Raw genomic sequence first — 17,245 nt, forward strand, 5'->3', positions numbered from 1 at the left:
GCGTTGCAGCTAAACCACGGGCACCGCTGACCGGTACCCGTAGAAAAATCGACGCTGCATGTCGAGCACGAACCGAGTCTGCCACTAAGGGCCGTGCCAGCGCAAAGAGTGTCCCCGTACGGCGGTACGTTGGGTTGCGTTATGACAGTGCATGCGACTTCGCAAACCGATCACCTGCTCGACGGGCTCAACCCGCAGCAGCGCCAGGCCGTGCTGCACGAGGGCTCGCCGCTGCTGATCGTCGCAGGGGCCGGCTCGGGCAAGACCGCGGTGCTCACCCGGCGCATCGCCTACCTACTGGCCGCCCGTGACGTCGGCGTGGGGCAGGTGCTGGCGATCACCTTCACCAACAAGGCCGCCGCCGAGATGCGCGAGCGGGTGGTGGGGCTCGTCGGCCCGCGCGCCCGCGCGATGTGGGTGTCGACGTTCCACTCCACCTGCGTGCGGATCCTGCGCAACCAGGCCTCGGTGGTTCCCGGGCTGAACTCCAACTTCTCGATCTATGACGCCGACGACTCGCGGCGGCTGCTGTTGATGATCGGGCGCGACATGGGCCTCGACGTCAAACGGCACTCACCCCGGCTGTTGGCCACCGCCATCTCCAACCTGAAGAACGAACTGATCGACCCCGAGCGGGCGCTGGCCGAGCTCACCGAGGACTCCGACGATCTGAGCCGGGTGGTGGCCGCGGTGTACGCCGAATACCAGCGCCGGCTGCGGTCGGCCAATGCGCTGGACTTCGACGACCTGATCGGCGAGACCGTGGCGATATTGCAGGCCTTCCCGGAGATCGCCCAGCACTACCGGCGCCGGTTCCGGCACATCCTGGTCGACGAGTATCAGGACACCAACCATGCGCAGTACGTGCTGGTGCGCGAGCTTGCCGGCCACACCGTCGAAGGCGGCCCCGCCGACCCGGACCTGCCGCCGGCGGAGCTGTGCGTGGTCGGTGATGCCGACCAGTCGATCTACGCCTTCCGCGGCGCCACCATCCGCAACATCGAGGACTTCGAACGCGACTACCCGGACGCGACGACTCTGCTGCTGGAGCAGAACTACCGCTCCACCCAGAACATCCTGTCGGCGGCCAATGCGGTGATCGCCTGTAACTCCGGGCGGCGGGAGAAGCGGCTGTGGACCGACGCCGGTGACGGCGAGCTGATCGTCGGCTATGTCGCCGACAACGAACACGACGAGGCGCGGTTCGTGGCGCAGGAGATCGATGCCCTGGCCGACGGCGGCACCGTCAACTACGGCGACATCGCGGTGTTCTACCGCACCAACAATGCGTCACGGTCGCTGGAAGAGGTGTTCATCCGCGCCGGCATCCCCTACAAAGTCGTTGGCGGCGTGCGCTTTTACGAACGCAAAGAGATCCGCGACATCATCGCCTACCTACGGGTGCTGGACAACCCCGGTGATGCGGTCAGTCTGCGGCGCATTCTCAACACCCCGCGCCGCGGCATCGGGGATCGTGCCGAGGCGTGCGTGTCGGTGCACGCCGAGAACACCGGCACCGGTTTCGCCGCCGCATTGACGGCCGCCGCCGAGGGTGGCGTGCCGATGCTCAACAGCCGTTCGCAGAACGCGATCGCCGCCTTTGTGGCGATGCTCGAGGAGCTGCGGGCGCACCTGAACACCTGCGACGACGACCTCGGCAACCTGGTGGAGCTGGTGCTCGACCGCACCGGCTACCGCGCCGAGCTCGAATCCTCCACCGATCCACAAGATCTGGCCCGGCTGGACAACATCAACGAACTCGTCAGCGTCGCCCACGAATTCAGCATCGACCGGGCCAACGCGCTGGCCGATCAGGAGGTCATCCCCGAGGAAGAGGACATCCCCGACGCCGGGGTGCTGGCCGCGTTTTTGGAGCGGGTCTCGCTGATCGCCGACACCGACGAGATTCCCGAACACGGTTCGGGCATGGTCACGCTGATGACGCTGCACACCGCCAAGGGCCTGGAGTTCCCGGTGGTGTTCGTCACCGGCTGGGAGGACGGCATGTTCCCGCACATGCGGTCGCTCGGGGATGCCCGCGAGCTGTCCGAGGAACGCCGGCTGGCCTACGTCGGCCTGACCCGGGCGCGGCAACGGCTCTATTTGAGCCGGGCCAAGGTGCGCTCGTCGTGGGGCCAGCCCATGCTGAACCCGGAATCGCGCTTCCTGCGGGAGATCCCCCAGCACCTCATCGACTGGCGGCGCACCGATGCCACGGCGTCACCCAGCGCTCCGGTCAGCGGCGCCGGCCGGTTCGGCGCGCCGCGGCCGGCGCCGGGCCGCTCCGGCAACCGGCCGCTGGTGGTGCTGGCGCCCGGGGACCGGGTATCGCACGACAAGTACGGCCTGGGCCGGGTGGAGGAAGTCTCCGGGGTGGGGGAGTCGGCGATGTCGCTGATCGACTTCGGCAGTTCCGGGCGGGTCAAGCTGATGCACAACCACGCGCCGGTGACCAAGCTCTAAACGCCCAGCCACCGTCTGGTTGCCGGGTGCAGGGCCGCCACCACGGTGACGACCTGGATGACCGGGATGACGTGCACGATCCCCGGTACCCGGGCGCCCGCGAGGAACAGGCTGCCGAAGGTCAACAGCGCCACCACCGCGCCGACCGCGATCAGGTAGCGGCCGATTGGGCGTCGCAGCAGCAGCATGATCACGCCGGACACCGTCGTCCCCGCGAACACCAGACTCAGGAAGCCGACCGCGACGCAGAACAGTCGGTCGGTGTGCCACCAGCTGGCGATCAGGTCGGTGGAGACCACCGACGTGGCCCAGCAGCCGATGATGGCGAACACGCAGGCGCTGATCGGGACCGCGGCCGATGAGTAGTGGACCCGCTCCGGCGGCGCCATCTCGGCGGGCCGCATCGCCGGCGGTATCCGCGCAGCGCCGGTGACGACGGGGATGGCGCCGGTAGGGGCCCGGCGGATGATGCGGCTGGGCGCGCTGGCCGGGTCGGCTTCCGAGGCGCCGGAAGGCCGAGCACCCGTGGGCGGATGGTGGCGGTCGGTCACCAATCCAGGTTAAGCGAAATTGATGCCGCGCTTGGCGAGCCAGGCGGTCGGATCGATCCGGCTGGTGCCGTTCTGCAGCACCTCGAAGTGCAGGTGCGGGCCGGTGGAGTAGCCGCGGTTGCCCATCTCGGCGATCTGGTCGCCGGCCATCACGCGCTCGCCGACGCTGACCAGGGACCGGTTGATGTGCCCGTAGAGCGTCACGGTGCCGTCGGAATGGCGCAGCTTGACCAGCATGCCGTAGCCGGCGCTGGGGCCGGACTCGATCACCACGCCGTCGGAGGCCGCCAGGATCGGGGTGCCGATGGCGTTGGCGATGTCGATGCCGGCGTGCAGCACGCCCCAGCGGTAGCCGAAGTTCGAGGTGAACGCGCCCTGAGTGGGTGCGACGAACAGCGGCCGCTGCAGCCGGGCCTCACGCTCGGCGCGCTCCTGCGCGAACGCCACCCCCTTGGCCAGCTCTTCGTTGTGCACGACGACGTTGGCCGCGGCCTTGACCGTGATCATCTGCATGCCACGGCTGGAAGTGGTGGTGGTGCCGTCGTTCAGCGTCGTCTTGCTGGCCGCCAGCACGGCCGGCCGGTTCACGGTGTCGCCCGATGGGTGGGTGGCGGCGTGTGCGGCGGCGGCGGCCGCGCCGGCGGCCATCGCGGCGATCATCACGCGGCTCCTGACCGCGCTGGTGGGCTGGCTGCGGTGCTTTCCGCCCCGGACAGGCAGGCCGCCCGGCGCCCCGGCTGCTTCCTGCGGTGGGCGATAGAGGTACTCGTCCGGGTAGCCGCCGCGGGGGAAGGCCAGCTGCAGGACCGGCATGTTGTCGGTGTCGGTCAGGTCGTCCAGCTCCGGGGCCAGCAGCACCTCAGTCGAGCCATCGAAGGCAGCGCCGGTAAATGCGGCGTCGCCGAAGGGGGTGTCGTCGAGCCGTCCGAACTCGTTGAACGGGATGATGTCGGTGACCTCGGCGGGGCCCGGAACCGAAGACCGGGTCCCAGCCGCCGCAACGCCGTTCCGATGGCGAGGGGTGACCCCGCCGGAAACCGGGCGCATGGGTGATCCGTGCTGCATCAGCCTGGAAGATCCTCTGGTCGTAATCAGAACGTTATAAAGACCTGGACCTGGTGACGGTAACCAGTTCCGCGCCCCGTCGGCAAGCCATCGGTCAAATAAGGCCACTAATGTGAAACGAATCACGTTTTGCGGGCGGTGAGATGTGCCACAGCGATGGTATGGGAGGGCGGAACCGCGCCGCGGGGTCGATACAGTGCCTCGGGAGTTAAATCCTCCTGAATCCGACAGTGCCGGCCTACCGGCTACCCGTAATAAGACAGTGAGCCCATGGATCTTTTCGAGTATCAGGCGAAGGAGCTGTTCGCCAAGCACAACGTGCCCACCACCCCCGGCCGGGTAACCACCTCGGCTGAGGACGCCAAAGCCATCGCCACCGAGATCGGCCGGCCCGTCATGGTCAAGGCCCAGGTCAAAGTGGGCGGCCGCGGCAAGGCCGGTGGCGTCAAGTACGCCGCCACCCCCGACGACGCGTTCACCCACGCCCAGAACATCCTCGGCCTGGACATCAAGGGCCACATCGTCAAGAAGCTGCTGGTCGCTGAGGCGAGCGACATCGCCGAGGAGTACTACATCTCCTTCCTGCTGGACCGCTCCAACCGCACCTACCTGGCCATGTGCTCAGTCGAGGGCGGCATGGAGATCGAAGAGGTCGCCGCCACCAAGCCGGAGCGGCTGGCCAAGGTGCCCGTCGACGCGGTCAAGGGTGTCGACCTGGCGTTCGCCCGCTCGATCGCCGAGCAGGGCCACCTGCCCGCTGAGGTGCTCGACGCCGCCGCGGTGACCATCCAGAAGCTGTGGGAGGTCTTCGTCGCCGAGGACGCCACCCTGGTCGAGGTCAACCCGCTGGTGCGCACCCCCGACGACCAGATCCTGGCGCTGGACGGCAAGGTCACCCTGGACGGGAACGCCGAGTTCCGCCAGCCCGGCCACGCCGAGTTCGCCGACCTGGACGCCACCGACCCGCTGGAGATCAAGGCCAAGCAGCACGACCTGAACTACGTCAAGCTCGACGGCGAGGTCGGCATCATCGGCAACGGCGCCGGTCTGGTCATGTCGACCCTGGACGTCACCGCCTACGCCGGTGAGAAGCACGGCGGCGTGAAGCCCGCCAACTTCCTCGACATCGGCGGCGGCGCCTCCGCCGAGGTGATGGCCGCCGGCCTGGACGTCATCCTGGGCGACAAGCAGGTCAAGAGTGTCTTCGTCAACGTGTTCGGCGGCATCACCGCGTGCGACGCGGTGGCCAACGGCATCGTGGCGGCGCTGGGCATCCTCGGCGACGCTGCGACCAAGCCGCTGGTGGTCCGGCTCGACGGCAACAACGTCGAGGAGGGCCGGGCGATCCTGGCCGAAGCCAACCACCCGCTGGTGACCCTCGTCGACACCATGGACGAGGCCGCCGACAAGGCCGCCGAGCTGGCGCACGCCGGAAAGGACGCATAAGCATGTCGATCTTCGTCAACAAGGACAGCAAGGTCATCGTCCAGGGCATCACCGGCAGCGAGGCCACCATCCACACCGCCCGGATGCTGCGGGCCGGCACCCAGATCGTCGGCGGCGTCAACGCCCGCAAGGCCGGCACCACCGTCACCCACGAGGACAAGGGTGGCCGGATGATCAAGCTGCCGGTGTTCGGCGGGGTGGCCGAGGCCATGGCGGCCACCGGTGCCGACGTGTCGATCGCGTTCGTGCCGCCGAAGTTCTCCAAGGACGCGATGATCGAGGCCATCGACGCCGAGATCGGCCTGCTGGTGGTCATCACCGAGGGCATCCCGGTGCAGGACAGCGCCTATGCCTGGGCCTACAACGTGGAGAAGGGCGCCAAGACCCGGATCATCGGTCCCAACTGTCCCGGAATCATCACCCCGGGCGAGTGCCTGGTCGGGATCACCCCGGCCAACATCAGCGGCTCCGGGCCGATCGGCCTGGTGTCCAAGTCCGGCACGCTGACCTACCAGATGATGTACGAGCTGCGGGACTTCGGGTTCTCCACCGCGATCGGTATCGGCGGCGACCCGGTGATCGGCACCACCCACATCGACGCCATCGAGGCCTTCGAGAAGGACCCCGCCACCAAGGTCATCGTGATGATCGGTGAGATCGGCGGCGACGCCGAGGAGCGGGCTGCCGACTACATCAAGGCCAACGTCACCAAGCCGGTGGTCGGCTACGTGGCCGGCTTCACCGCTCCGGAGGGCAAGACCATGGGCCACGCCGGCGCCATCGTGTCCGGCTCCTCGGGCACCGCGGCCGCCAAGCAGGAGGCCCTGGAGGCTGCCGGTGTGAAGGTGGGCAAGACTCCGTCGGCCACGGCGGCGCTGGCTCGCGAGATCCTGCAGAGCCTGTAAGTCGGCATCGACTGTGCCGTTTCGTACGCCCGCCCCGGCGCGTCGCGTACGAAACGGCACAGTCGTCCCGTGAGAGGACACCATGATCGATCCGCGCACGCCCGTCGTCGTCGGCGTCGGGCAGGCCGCCGAACGCATCGACGACACCGACTACCGCGCCATGTCGCCGGTGGAGTTGGCCGCCGCCGCCGCGCAGGCCGCACTGGCCGACACCGGTGCCGATCCAGCGCGGGTCGCCCAGGCCATCGACGCGGTGGTGGCCACCCGGGCGTTCGAAAATTCGATCCCCAAAGCTCCTGCGCCGCTGGGCAAGTCGAACAACTTCCCGCGCTCGGTGGCCCGCCGGATCGGGGCGGACCCGGCTCGGGCGGTGCTGGACAAGGTGGGCGGTCAAGGCCCGCAGAAGCTGCTCAGCGAGTTCGCCGCCGAGATCGTGGCCGGCGCCGCGGACGTAGTGCTGCTATGCGGATCCGACGCCACCTCGACGCTGCGCCACTTCGCCAAAGCCGACGACAAGCCGGATTTCAGCGAGACCATCGACGGGCAGCTCGAAGACCGCGGCTACGGCCTGGAGGAGTTCGTCGAGCATTACACCGTCATTCACGGGCTCACCGGCGCACCGGTGCAGTACGGCCTGCTGGAGAACGCCCGCCGCGCCCGGCTGGGCCGCAGCACCGCCGACTATCTGCAGTCGATGGGCGAACTGTTCGCCCCGATGTCCAAGATCGCCGCGAAGAACCCGTTCTCGGCGTCGCCGGTAGAACGCTCGGTCGATGAGCTGACCACGATCAGCACCAGCAACCGGATGATCTGCGACCCCTACCCGCGGCTGCTGGTGGCGCGCGACCAGGTCAACCAGGGGGCGGCGGCGCTACTGATGTCGGTGGAGGCGGCCCAGCGCCTGGGCGTTCCGGAGGACCGGTGGGTGTACCTGCACGGGCACGCCGACATGCGCGAGCAGCGCCTGCTGGAACGCCCCGACCTGGGCGCCTACCCGGCTGCGGTGGCCGCCACCACCGAGGCGCTCGCGATGGCCGGGATCGGCTTCGACGACGTCGCGGCGATGGATCTCTACAGCTGCTTTCCGGTGCCGGTATTCAACATCTGCGACGCCTTCGGCCTGGCCGCCGACGACCCGCGCGGCCTGACCCTGACCGGCGGGTTGCCGTTCTTCGGCGGCGCCGGCAACAACTATTCGATGCACGCCATCGCCGAGGCTGTTGCCGCGGCCCGCAGTGCCCCAGGGCAATTCGCGTTCGTCGGCGCCAACGGCGGCATGCAGAGCAAGTACTCGGTCGGGGTGTACTCGGCCGTCCCGGCCCCGTGGACACCGGATCGCAGCGCCGAACGTCAGGCTCACATCGATGGCGGCGCAGCCGTGGCCGTCACTGAGCACGCCGACGGCCCGGCCACCATCGAGACCTACAGTGTCCGCTACGACTGGGAGACCCGGACCGGGATCGTCATCGGCCGGCTCGACGCCGACGGCAGCCGGTTCCTGGCGACCACCGAGGACGACGATCTGGTGGCGCTGCTCTCCGACGGCGAACCGCTGGGGACGCCGATTACGGTGCGCGCCCTGGACTACGGCAACCGCTGCTCGCTGCGCTAAGAACTGAGCCCCAGCTTGCCGGCCAGGCGTTCGACGTAGGCGGCGACTTCGGCTTCGGGCTTGTCGGGCAGGCCGAACAGCGTCTCGGTGACCCCGATCTCGGCCCAGTGCGCCAGCTTCTCGGGAACCGGCTTGAAGTCCAGCGCCACGATCTGCGGCGCCCCGTCGCGACCGGCGGCCGCCCAGGTGTCCTGCAGCAGCTTGACCGGTTCGTCGATGTCGAAATCACGCGGCGTGGTGATCCACCCGTCCGCACTGCGGGCGATCCACTTGAAGTTCTTCTCCGTGCCGGCTGCACCCACCAGCACCGGAATGTGCGACTGCACCGGTTTGGGCCAGGCCCAACTCGGCCCGAAGTTGACGAACTCGCCTTCGAAGGAGGCTTCCTCCTGGGTCCACAGCGCCCGCATCGCCTCGAGGTATTCGCGCAGCATGGTGCGCCGCCGCCCCGGCGGCACCCCGTGATCGGCCAGTTCATCGGTGTTCCAGCCGAACCCGACCCCGAGGCTGACCCGCCCACCGGAGAGGTGATCGAGGGTGGCGATCGATTTGGCCAGCGTGATCGGATCATGCTCGACCGGCAACGCCACGGCGGTGGACAACCGCACCCGCGAGGTCACCGCAGATGCGGCTCCCAGGCTCACCCACGGGTCCAGCGTGCGCATATACCGGTCATCGGGCAGTGACTCGTCTCCGGTGGTGGGATGCGCGGCCTGGCGTTTCACCGGGATGTGGGTGTGCTCGGGCACATAGAACGTGGTGAAGCCATGATCATCAGCGAGTTTGGCCGCCGCCGCCGGAGCAATACCACGGTCACTGGTGAACAACACAAGCCCGTAATCCATATCCGTGATTAGAACGTGTTCCTGTTCGGTGGGCAAACGGGGGGTCCCTTTCTTGCGCGGTGTTGACCCACCGGGCCCGGCCGCGAGTGCGCTAGCGTGGATGATCGAACCGCGCCGCACCGCTCACCGGCACCTGCCCCCAAGCACAGGAGAGGTCATGACCTACTCGCCCGGGAACCCCGGCTTCCAGCCTTCTCAGCCGCCAGGCTCCTACGGACCATCCACCCCGTCGTTCGCCAAGTCCGGCAGCGACGCCGAGAGTAAGTTGCCGCTGTACCTACAGATCGCGGTGGTGGTCCTGGGTTTCGGGGTCTACCTGGCGAACTTCGGGCCGATCGTCACCGTCACCGACGGTGAGTACCCGCTGATTCTCGGGGACGCCGGCCACACGGTTCCGCTCGCCGTGCTGGCGGCACTGCTGGCCGGGGCGGGCCTGCTGCCCAAGGCCAAGCTCTACACCGCGGTGGTCGCGGTGATCGCCTCGCTGGGCGCGCTGTTGGCGATTTCGACCATCGCCGATTCCGGCGACAATTACACGATCGGCTGGGGCTTGTGGCTGGTGCTGACCTTCAGCATCCTGCAGGCTGCGGCCGCGATCGGGTCGTTGCTGCTGGAGGCCGGCGTCGTCACCGCGCCCGCCCCGCGCCCCAAGTACGACCCCTACGCGCAGTACGGGCTGCCGCCCGGCGGCAACTATTACGGCCAGCCGGGCCAGCAGGGTTACGGGCACCAGGGCCAGTCCGGATACCCGTCCTACGGCGGTTACCCGTCGGCGCCGTCCACCGGAGGGTTTGGCGTCCAGGGCGCCCAGTCGGCACCGGGCTCCGCTTCGACGGGCGGATTCAGCTCCGGCGCCCAGCAGGCGCAGCAGTCGGCGCCGCAGGGGCCGCCGACCCCGCCGACCGGATTCCCCAGCTTCTCGCAGCCGCAGACCGGCGGTTCGGGCAGTTCCTCGACGGGTGGCCAGGGCGGATCCGGTCAGGGCCAGAGCTCGACCGGCGGCCAGCAGTCGCAGGGCGGCTCCGCCCCGTCGGGGCCGGCGCAGACCTAACCCGCGCCCGCGCGCCGAGTTGAACGTGCTCGCAGCGTGACACCGGTGGCCGGCGGAAGACCAGGTTCGAACCCGACTCGCGACCTGGTGCGGGTCGCGTTCGGCCCGTCCGTCGTGGCGTTGACGGTCATCGCAGCGGTGACACTGCTGCAGCTGCTGATCGCCAACAGCGACATGACCGGGGCGTCGGGTGCCATCGCCAGCATGTGGCTGGGCGTGCACCAGGTGCCGATCTCGATCGACGGCCGGGAGCTGGGCGTGCTCCCGTTGCTTCCGGTGCTGCTGATGGTGGCCGGAACCGCGCGGACTACCGCACAGGCCACGTCGGCGGATGCCTCCTGGTTCGTTGTGCGCTGGATCGTGGCGTCGGCGCTGGGCGGCCCGCTGCTGATCGCGGCGGTCTCGCTGGCTGTCATCCACGATGCGGCATCGGTGATCACCGAGCTGCAGACCCCGCACGCGCTGAACGCCTTCGCGCATGTCTTCGTGGTGCATGCGGCCGGCGCCGTGATCGGAGTGGGGTGGCGGATGGGCCGGCGGGTGCTGGCTGAGACGTCCCTGCCGGACTGGCTGGCCGACTCGCTGCGGGCGGCGGTCACCGGCATGCTCGCGCTGTTCGGGCTGGCCGGCGTGGTGACACTCGCCTCGCTGGTCCTGCACTGGGGGACCATGCACGAGCTGTATGCGATCACCGATTCGTTGTTCGGCCAGCTCAGCCTGACGCTGCTGGCGGTGCTGTACGTGCCCAACGTGCTCGTCGGCGCGGCGGCGATGGCGGTCGGATCGAGCGCGCACATCGGCCCGGCATTGTTCAGCGCGTTCACCGTGCTCGGCGGCGATATCCCGGCGCTGCCGATCCTGGCTGCGGCGCCCACCCCGCCACTGGGCCCGGTCTGGGTGGCGCTGCTGATCATCGGTGCCGCCTCGGGGGTGGCCGTCGGGCAACAGTGCGCGCGCCGGGCGCTGCCGCTGCTTCCCGCGCTGGCCAAGGTGCTGACCGCCGCGTTCATGTCGGCAGCCGTGATGGCCCTGCTCGGCTTCGCCGGCGGTGGGCGGCTGGGCAACTTCGGTGACGTCGGGGTGGATCAGGTCACCTTCGGCCCGGCGGTGTTCTGCTGGTTCGCCGCCATCGGCGCGTTGACGGTCGTGATGATCGGCGGTGTCAGTCGGGGTGCGGTCAGGGTGCGACCGATGTTGCCGCCCGCGCCGCCGAGGCAGCCCGAACCGGTCCCGGCGCCGGCCGAGGTGGTCGACCCACCAGAACCCGGCCAGCTCTTCGAGCCCGACGAGCTGTTCGAACCCGATGAGGTCACCGGGGGCGGTGAGCTGAGCTGGACGCCCGAACCCGAGCCGCCGCGCGCGTCCGACCCGCACCCACCGACCCAACCGCCCGGGCCGCTGGAAGATCCCGAGGACCTGATGTTCACCGACGACGACGGGTTCGAGCGGCCCAGCTGATCCCGATGGCGGCGTCCCGCTGCGCCCGGCTCCGCCGCGGTTGCGAACGCCGCTAGGCTCCTTGACGTGCAACCGATCCACGTGGCCCCCAGCGCCCCGGCCCGCCTGGTGGTGCTGGCGTCGGGAACCGGATCGTTGCTCGAGTCGCTGCTGGCCGCCGCGGTGGGCGACTACCCGGCGCGGGTGGTGGCCGTCGGTACCGATCGGGACTGCCGAGCGGTCGAGGTCGCCGAGTCGGCGGGCCTGCCGGTGTTCACCGTGCGGTTGGCCGACTATCCCGACAGGGCGGCATGGGATTTCGCGCTGGCGGAGGCCACCGAGGCACACGCGCCCGACCTGGTGGTCTCGGCCGGCTTCATGAAAATCCTGGGCTCGGAGTTTCTCACCCGGTTTCTCGGACGTACCGTCAACACCCACCCTGCGCTGCTGCCCGCCTTCCCGGGCGCGCACGCCGTGCCCGACGCGCTGGCCTACGGGGTGAAGGTCACCGGCTGCACCGTGCATCTGGTGGACGCCGGCACCGACACCGGCCCGGTGCTGGCCCAGGAACCGGTCGCCGTGCTCGACGACGACGACGAAGACACCCTGCATGAACGCATCAAGACCGTGGAGCGCAAGCTCCTGGTGGACGTGCTGGCCGCGTTGGCGACCGGCGGCGTGACCTGGACCGGAAGAAAGGCAACCATAGGATGACCGACGGCAAGCGACCGATTCGTCGGGCGCTGATCAGCGTCTACGACAAAACCGGCCTGGTCGATCTGGCCGCCGGCCTGCATGCCGCCGGTGTGGACATCGTCTCCACCGGGTCGACCGCGAAAGCGATTGCGGCCAAAGGTATTCCGGTGACGCCGGTGGAGCAGCTGACCGGTTTTCCCGAGGTCCTCGACGGCCGGGTCAAGACCTTGCACCCCCGGGTGCACGCCGGGCTGCTGGCCGACCTGCGCAAACCCGAGCATGCCGCGGCGCTCGGCGAACTGGACATCGCGCCGTTCGAGCTGGTGGTGGTCAATCTGTACCCCTTCAGCGAGACCGTGGACTCCGGCGCCGGCATCGACGAGTGCGTCGAACAGATCGACATCGGCGGGCCGTCGATGATCCGCGCCGCCGCCAAGAACCATCCCAGCGTCGCCGTGGTGGTCGACCCGCTCGGATACGACGGCGTGCTGGCTGCGGTCAACGCCGGCGGGTTCACCCTCGACGAACGCAAACGCCTGGCCTCATTGGCGTTTCGCCACACCGCTGAATACGACGTGGCGGTCGCCGGGTGGATGTCGTCGACGCTGGCGCCCGAGCAGCCGCGCCAGGCGATGCCCGAGTGGGTTGGGCGCACGTACCGCCGGTCGGCGCAGCTGCGCTACGGCGAGAACCCGCACCAGCAGGCCGCTCTCTACTGCGACAGTGGTGCCTGGCCGGGCCTGGCCCAGGCCGACCAGCTGCATGGAAAAGAGATGTCCTACAACAACTTCACCGACGCCGATGCGGCCTGGCGGGCGGCCTTCGATCACGAAGAGATCTGCGTGGCGATCATCAAACACGCCAACCCGTGCGGTATCGCGGTCTCGTCGACCTCGGTGGCCGATGCCCACCGCAAGGCCCACGAATGCGACCCGCTGAGTGCGTTCGGCGGGGTCATCGCGGCCAACACCGAGGTCAGCGTCGAGATGGCGGAGTACGTCAGCACCATCTTCACCGAGGTCATCGTGGCGCCGGCCTACGAGCCGGGCGCCGTGGAGATCCTGGCCCGCAAGAAGAACATCCGGGTGCTGGTGGCCTCCGAACCGCTGCGCGGGGGCACCGAGTGGCGCCAGGTCAGCGGCGGACTGCTGATGCAGAGCCGCGACGGCCTCGACGCGCCGCGCGACGACCCGGCGAACTGGACGCTGGCCACCGGGTCACCGGCCGATCCGGCCACGCTGGCCGATCTGGCGTTCGCCTGGCGGGCCTGCCGGGCGGTCAAGTCGAACGCGATCGTCATCGCCGGAAACGGCGCCACCATCGGGGTGGGGATGGGCCAGGTCAACCGGGTCGATGCGGCCCGGCTGGCGGTCGAACGCGGCGGTGAGCGAGTGGCCGGCGCGGTGGCGGCCTCCGATGCGTTCTTCCCCTTCCCCGACGGCCTGCAGACGCTGACCGCGGCCGGGGTGAAGGCGATCGTGCACCCGGGCGGCTCGGTCCGCGACGAGGAGGTGACCGCGGCGGCCGCCGAGGCCGGGATCACGCTGTACCTGACCGGGGCGCGGCACTTCGCGCACTGACCCACTGCGCCGAGTGTCGGGTTGCGTCACGCCAAGTAGCCCACAGCGTGCATCAATCCGACATTCGACCTTGACAAAAAGATTGCAGGCGCTCACTATCTAACTTATCCCGGAGTTAGGAGCGCTGGTGGCCTACGACTTGATCGTCCGCAACGGCCTGTGGTTCGACGGCCTGGGCAACACCCCGCAGATCCGCACCCTGGGCATCCGCGACGGCGTGGTCGCCGACATCGTGGCGGGGGAGCTGGACGAGACCGACTGCCCGGAGGTGATCGACGCGGCCGGCAAGTGGGTGGTGCCCGGCTTCATCGACGTGCACACCCACTACGACGCCGAAGTGCTGCTGGACCCCGGCCTGCGCGAGTCGGTGCGCCACGGCGTCACCACCGTGCTGCTGGGCAACTGCTCGCTGTCGACGGTCTACGCCGACGCCGAGGACGCCGCCGACCTGTTCAGCCGGGTGGAGGCGGTGCCGCGCAAGTTCGTGCTGGATGCCTTGCAGTCCCGCAAGACCTGGTCGAACCCGGCCGAGTACGTGCGGGCCCTCGACGCGTTGCCCTTGGGCCCCAATATCGGCTCCATGCTGGGGCATTCGGACCTGCGGACCGCGGTGCTCGGACTGGACCGCGCCACCACCGCCGGCGTCGTCCCGACCGATGCCGAACTGGAGAAGATGGCCGCGCTGCTCGACGAGGGCCTCGACGCCGGGCTGTTGGGCATGTCCGGCATGGACGCGGCCATCGACAAACTCGACGGCGACCGGTTCCGGTCGCGAGCCCTGCCCTCGACCTTCGCCACCTGGCGGGAGCGCCGCCGGCTGATCAAGGTGCTGCGCAAGCGCGGCCGCATGCTGCAGAGCGCTCCCAATGTCCGTAAGCCGTTGACAGCGTTGAACTTCTTCTTGACCAGCAGTGGGATGTTCGGTCGGCGGCGCGGCGTGCGGATGAGTCTGCTGGTCTCGGCAGACGCCAAGTCGTCACCCGGTGCGGTGCGGGTCTTCGGGCCGGGGACCAGGCTGCTCAACGCCGTACTCGGCGCCAACGTCCGGTTCCAGCACTTGCCGGTGCCGTTCGAATTGTATTCCGACGGAATCGATCTGCCGGTATTCGAAGAGTTCGGTGCCGGCACCGCCGCGCTGCACCTGCGCGATCAGTTGGAGCGCAACGCCTTGCTGGCCGACACCGAGTACCGCCGCCGGTTCCGGAAATCCTTCGACCGCAAGAAGCTCGGTCCCACGTTATGGCACCGCGACTTCCACGACGCAGTGATCGTCGAATGCCCGGATGCGAGCCTGATCGGCAAGAGCTTCGGGCAGATCGCCGACGAACGCAAGCTGCACCCGCTGGACGCGTTCCTCGACGTTCTGGTGGACAACGGCGAACGCAACGTCCGCTGGACCACCATCGTCGCCAATCACCGGCCCAAGTACCTCGACAAGCTGGCCGCCGAGCCGACCATCCACATGGGGTTCTCCGATGCCGGTGCGCACCTGCGCAATATGGCGTTCTACAACTTCTCGCTGCGGCTGCTCAAGCGGGTCCGCGACGCGCAGGCGGCCGGGCGGCCGTTCCTGAGCGTCGAGCGGGCGGTGTACCGGCTGACCGCCGAGGTCGCCGACTGGTTTGGGTTGGACGCCGGCACGCTGCGCCGCGGCGACCGGGCGGACTTCGTGGTGATCGATCCGGCCGGCCTGAACGACGAGGTGGACGCCTACCACGAGGAAAAGGCCGAGTTCTACGGCGGGCTTTCCCGGATGGTCAACCGCAACGACGACGCCGTGGTGGCGACCGGGGTGGGCGGCACGGTGGTGTTCCGCGATGGCCAGTTCTGCGACGGCTACGGCACGACGGTGCGCTCCGGCCGCTTCCTGCGCGCCGGATCCCGTGAGCTGCAATCGGTGTAGCGCATGGCGAGAACCCAGCAGGAGCGTCGCGAGGCCACCGTCGCCCGGTTGCTCGACGCCAGCATCGCCACCATCACCGAGATCGGCTACGCCCGCGCGTCGGCCAAGGTGATCGCCGCGCGCGCCGGGGTCTCCGACGGGGCGTTGTTCCGCCACTTCGGCACCATGGGCGATTTCATGGCAGCCACCGCCCGCGAGGTGCTGCGGCGTCAGCTGGAGCTGATCGGTAAGCAGGTCGCGGAGATCCCGGCCGAGGGATCCGCGCTGGAAGCGGTATTGACCCTGCTGCGTGACCTGACCGGCAACGCCACCAACGCGGTGGTCTACGAGTTGCTGATCGCCGCCCGCACCGACGAGAAGCTGCGGACCACACTGTCGGACGTGCTGGACGAATACAGCGCGAAGATCTACGACACCGCCCGCGGATTTCCCGGCGCCGACGCATTTCCCGAGGAGCTGTTCCCCAGCGTGGTCGCGCTGCTCACCAACACCTTCGACGGTGCGGCGATCGTGCGGGCGGTGCTGCCGCAGCCGGAGATCGAGGCCAAGCGGATTCCGTTGCTGCTCAAGCTATTGGAGGGCCGTATCTGACCGTTGCGAGTCGACACTCGGCGGCGTAGCAGGCATCACGTAGTCGACGAAATCGGCAATCTCCTCCACGGCACGGCGCGCGTCGGGGTTGAAGTCGAAGGTGAGCTGGAACATGTGCAACGCGCGGTCGAAGACCTGCACCCAGTTCGGCACCCCGGCGGCGGTGAGTTTGTCAGCCAGCACGAAGGTGTCGTTGCGCAGCATCTCGTTGTTGGCGACCTGCAACAGGAACGGTCCCAGCCCGCGCAGCTCTGCTTCCGGGGGCATCACCGGCAGCTCGCGGGTGCCGTTGACGGTGGCGAACACCCGGTAGATGAACATGAACGCCATGAACGGAAAGAACGGATCGCGATGGGTGCGCGCCGCCTGCCGTTTGAGCTCCATGTCCGACGACGTCAGCGCCGACATCAATACCTGACCGGCCGGCGCCGGCAGGCCCGCATCTCGTGCCGTCAGCGCGGTGTTCACCGCCATCAGCCCGCCGGCCGAATCACCTGCCACCACAATGCGATCGGCGGTGAACCCGGCGTCCAGCACATGCTGATAGGCGCACAGGCCATCGGAGATGGCCTCGTCGATCCCGGCCAGCGGCGCCAGGCGGTACCCGACGTTGAACACCTTCGCGCCGGTGGCCGCCGAGAGCTTGCTGGCAAAACGCCGGTGCGAATTGAGGCCCAGCGTCACCAGCGCTGACCCGTGGAAGTAGACGATCACCCGGTCCGAGTCGCGGGCGGCGGGGGCCACCACCCACTCCGCCGGACAGTCGGTCAGCCGCTCCGGGGTCACCTCGGTGCCCGGCAGCGCCCGGATGTAGCGCATCGGTAGGTCGATGAGGTCCAGGCGGGCCCGCTGCAATCCGGCCGGCCAGACCCGGTTGACGATCATGCCGATGATCGTCAGTACGGCGATCGAAGTGCGCAGGAAGATCGCCGCCGCCACCGCCAGCAGCCGAGCCTGCCAGGAGGCCGGCCCGAAATAGGTCTGAGCCGGTCGATCACGCCATTCCGCAGAGTTCACGGTACCCAGGGTATCGGGTATTGGCCGGCCGGATGATGTGGGACGCCGTGACGGACTACCGCACCCGTCGTAGCGTGGAGTGG

Annotated in this window: 14 protein-coding genes; 10 read left to right on the top strand and 4 right to left on the bottom strand. The window is 68.8% G+C overall.

Translation table 11 applies throughout. The features are described 5' to 3' along the window. The first annotated feature begins 141 nt into the window (after window positions 1-141). Window positions 142-2,463, top strand: coding sequence for a DNA helicase PcrA (gene pcrA, locus AC5Y4Q_RS21060; protein WP_064920169.1), 2,322 nt, complete (start codon window positions 142-144; stop codon window positions 2,461-2,463). Here the strand turns inward: pcrA and AC5Y4Q_RS21065 are convergent. Beyond that, window positions 2,460-3,014: a hypothetical protein gene (locus AC5Y4Q_RS21065; RefSeq protein WP_499960133.1), complete on the bottom strand. Its 555-nt coding sequence runs from the start codon at window positions 3,012-3,014 to the stop codon at window positions 2,460-2,462. The two genes, pcrA and AC5Y4Q_RS21065, sit on opposite strands and share 4 nt — an antisense overlap. A gap of 9 nt (window positions 3,015-3,023) precedes the next feature. Continuing rightward, window positions 3,024-4,061, bottom strand: a complete 1,038-nt coding sequence (locus tag AC5Y4Q_RS21070) for a M23 family metallopeptidase (RefSeq protein ID WP_499960134.1) — start codon at window positions 4,059-4,061, stop codon at window positions 3,024-3,026. Window positions 4,062-4,349: 288 nt separating this feature from the next. Here AC5Y4Q_RS21070 and sucC point away from each other — a divergent pair, with 288 nt between their 5' ends. From sucC to AC5Y4Q_RS21085, 3 genes are all read left to right on the top strand, one after another. Further along, the gene (gene sucC / locus AC5Y4Q_RS21075; protein ID WP_064920166.1) at window positions 4,350-5,525 is read left to right on the top strand and encodes an ADP-forming succinate--CoA ligase subunit beta; all 1,176 of its coding nucleotides are present in this window, start codon (window positions 4,350-4,352) and stop codon (window positions 5,523-5,525) included. A gap of 2 nt (window positions 5,526-5,527) precedes the next feature. After that, complete coding sequence (sucD, locus tag AC5Y4Q_RS21080; protein WP_499960135.1) at window positions 5,528-6,430, top strand: succinate--CoA ligase subunit alpha; 903 nt, start codon at window positions 5,528-5,530, stop codon at window positions 6,428-6,430. Window positions 6,431-6,512: 82 nt separating this feature from the next. Next, entirely contained in the window at window positions 6,513-8,042 is a 1,530-nt protein-coding gene (locus AC5Y4Q_RS21085; RefSeq protein ID WP_499960136.1) for an acetyl-CoA acetyltransferase, read from the top strand. Here the strand turns inward: AC5Y4Q_RS21085 and AC5Y4Q_RS21090 are convergent. Beyond that, window positions 8,039-8,887, bottom strand: a complete 849-nt coding sequence (locus AC5Y4Q_RS21090) for an LLM class F420-dependent oxidoreductase (protein WP_064920163.1) — start codon at window positions 8,885-8,887, stop codon at window positions 8,039-8,041. The genes AC5Y4Q_RS21085 and AC5Y4Q_RS21090 overlap by 4 nt on opposite strands. Window positions 8,888-9,044: 157 nt before the next feature. Here AC5Y4Q_RS21090 and AC5Y4Q_RS21095 point away from each other — a divergent pair, with 157 nt between their 5' ends. The 6 genes from AC5Y4Q_RS21095 (at window position 9,045) to AC5Y4Q_RS21120 (ending at window position 16,145) form a co-directional block, all read left to right on the top strand. Next, window positions 9,045-9,938 carry a DUF5336 domain-containing protein gene (locus AC5Y4Q_RS21095; RefSeq protein ID WP_064920162.1) on the top strand — a complete coding sequence of 298 codons (894 nt, stop codon included), beginning with the start codon at window positions 9,045-9,047 and terminating at the stop codon, window positions 9,936-9,938. A gap of 45 nt (window positions 9,939-9,983) precedes the next feature. Further along, window positions 9,984-11,396 (top strand): cell division protein PerM, encoded by a 1,413-nt coding sequence (locus AC5Y4Q_RS21100; protein WP_499960147.1) that lies wholly within the window; start codon window positions 9,984-9,986, stop codon window positions 11,394-11,396. Window positions 11,397-11,462: 66 nt separating this feature from the next. Next, window positions 11,463-12,089 carry a phosphoribosylglycinamide formyltransferase gene (gene purN, locus AC5Y4Q_RS21105; RefSeq protein ID WP_064920161.1) on the top strand — a complete coding sequence of 209 codons (627 nt, stop codon included), beginning with the start codon at window positions 11,463-11,465 and terminating at the stop codon, window positions 12,087-12,089. Next, a complete protein-coding gene (purH, locus tag AC5Y4Q_RS21110; protein WP_125225468.1) occupies window positions 12,086-13,651 on the top strand; it encodes a bifunctional phosphoribosylaminoimidazolecarboxamide formyltransferase/IMP cyclohydrolase in 1,566 nt (521 codons plus the stop codon). The genes purN and purH overlap by 4 nt, the downstream gene beginning before the upstream one ends. 106 nt (window positions 13,652-13,757) lie before the next feature. After that, window positions 13,758-15,554 carry an N-acyl-D-amino-acid deacylase family protein gene (locus tag AC5Y4Q_RS21115; protein ID WP_499960148.1) on the top strand — a complete coding sequence of 599 codons (1,797 nt, stop codon included), beginning with the start codon at window positions 13,758-13,760 and terminating at the stop codon, window positions 15,552-15,554. A 3-nt stretch (window positions 15,555-15,557) separates the two neighbouring features. After that, window positions 15,558-16,145, top strand: a complete 588-nt coding sequence (locus AC5Y4Q_RS21120) for a TetR family transcriptional regulator (protein ID WP_064920158.1) — start codon at window positions 15,558-15,560, stop codon at window positions 16,143-16,145. On the opposite strand, the gene AC5Y4Q_RS21125 is transcribed toward AC5Y4Q_RS21120, so the two are convergent. After that, window positions 16,125-17,162 carry an alpha/beta hydrolase gene (locus AC5Y4Q_RS21125; protein WP_064920157.1) on the bottom strand — a complete coding sequence of 346 codons (1,038 nt, stop codon included), beginning with the start codon at window positions 17,160-17,162 and terminating at the stop codon, window positions 16,125-16,127. The genes AC5Y4Q_RS21120 and AC5Y4Q_RS21125 overlap by 21 nt on opposite strands. Window positions 17,163-17,245 lie beyond the last annotated feature (83 nt).

The organism is Mycobacterium sp. NGS16 (genome assembly GCF_059813225.1).

Coding starts and splice junctions, on each gene's coding strand:
- AC5Y4Q_RS21095 (WP_064920162.1), top strand. CDS start 9,045: ATGACCTACTCGCCCGGGAACCCCGGCTTCCAGCCTTCTCAGCCGCCA.
- AC5Y4Q_RS21085 (WP_499960136.1), top strand. CDS start 6,513: ATGATCGATCCGCGCACGCCCGTCGTCGTCGGCGTCGGGCAGGCCGCC.
- purH (WP_125225468.1), top strand. CDS start 12,086: ATGACCGACGGCAAGCGACCGATTCGTCGGGCGCTGATCAGCGTCTAC.
- sucD (WP_499960135.1), top strand. CDS start 5,528: ATGTCGATCTTCGTCAACAAGGACAGCAAGGTCATCGTCCAGGGCATC.
- pcrA (WP_064920169.1), top strand. CDS start 142: ATGACAGTGCATGCGACTTCGCAAACCGATCACCTGCTCGACGGGCTC.
- AC5Y4Q_RS21070 (WP_499960134.1), bottom strand. CDS start 4,061: ATGCGCCCGGTTTCCGGCGGGGTCACCCCTCGCCATCGGAACGGCGTT.
- sucC (WP_064920166.1), top strand. CDS start 4,350: ATGGATCTTTTCGAGTATCAGGCGAAGGAGCTGTTCGCCAAGCACAAC.
- AC5Y4Q_RS21090 (WP_064920163.1), bottom strand. CDS start 8,887: ATGGATTACGGGCTTGTGTTGTTCACCAGTGACCGTGGTATTGCTCCG.
- AC5Y4Q_RS21120 (WP_064920158.1), top strand. CDS start 15,558: ATGGCGAGAACCCAGCAGGAGCGTCGCGAGGCCACCGTCGCCCGGTTG.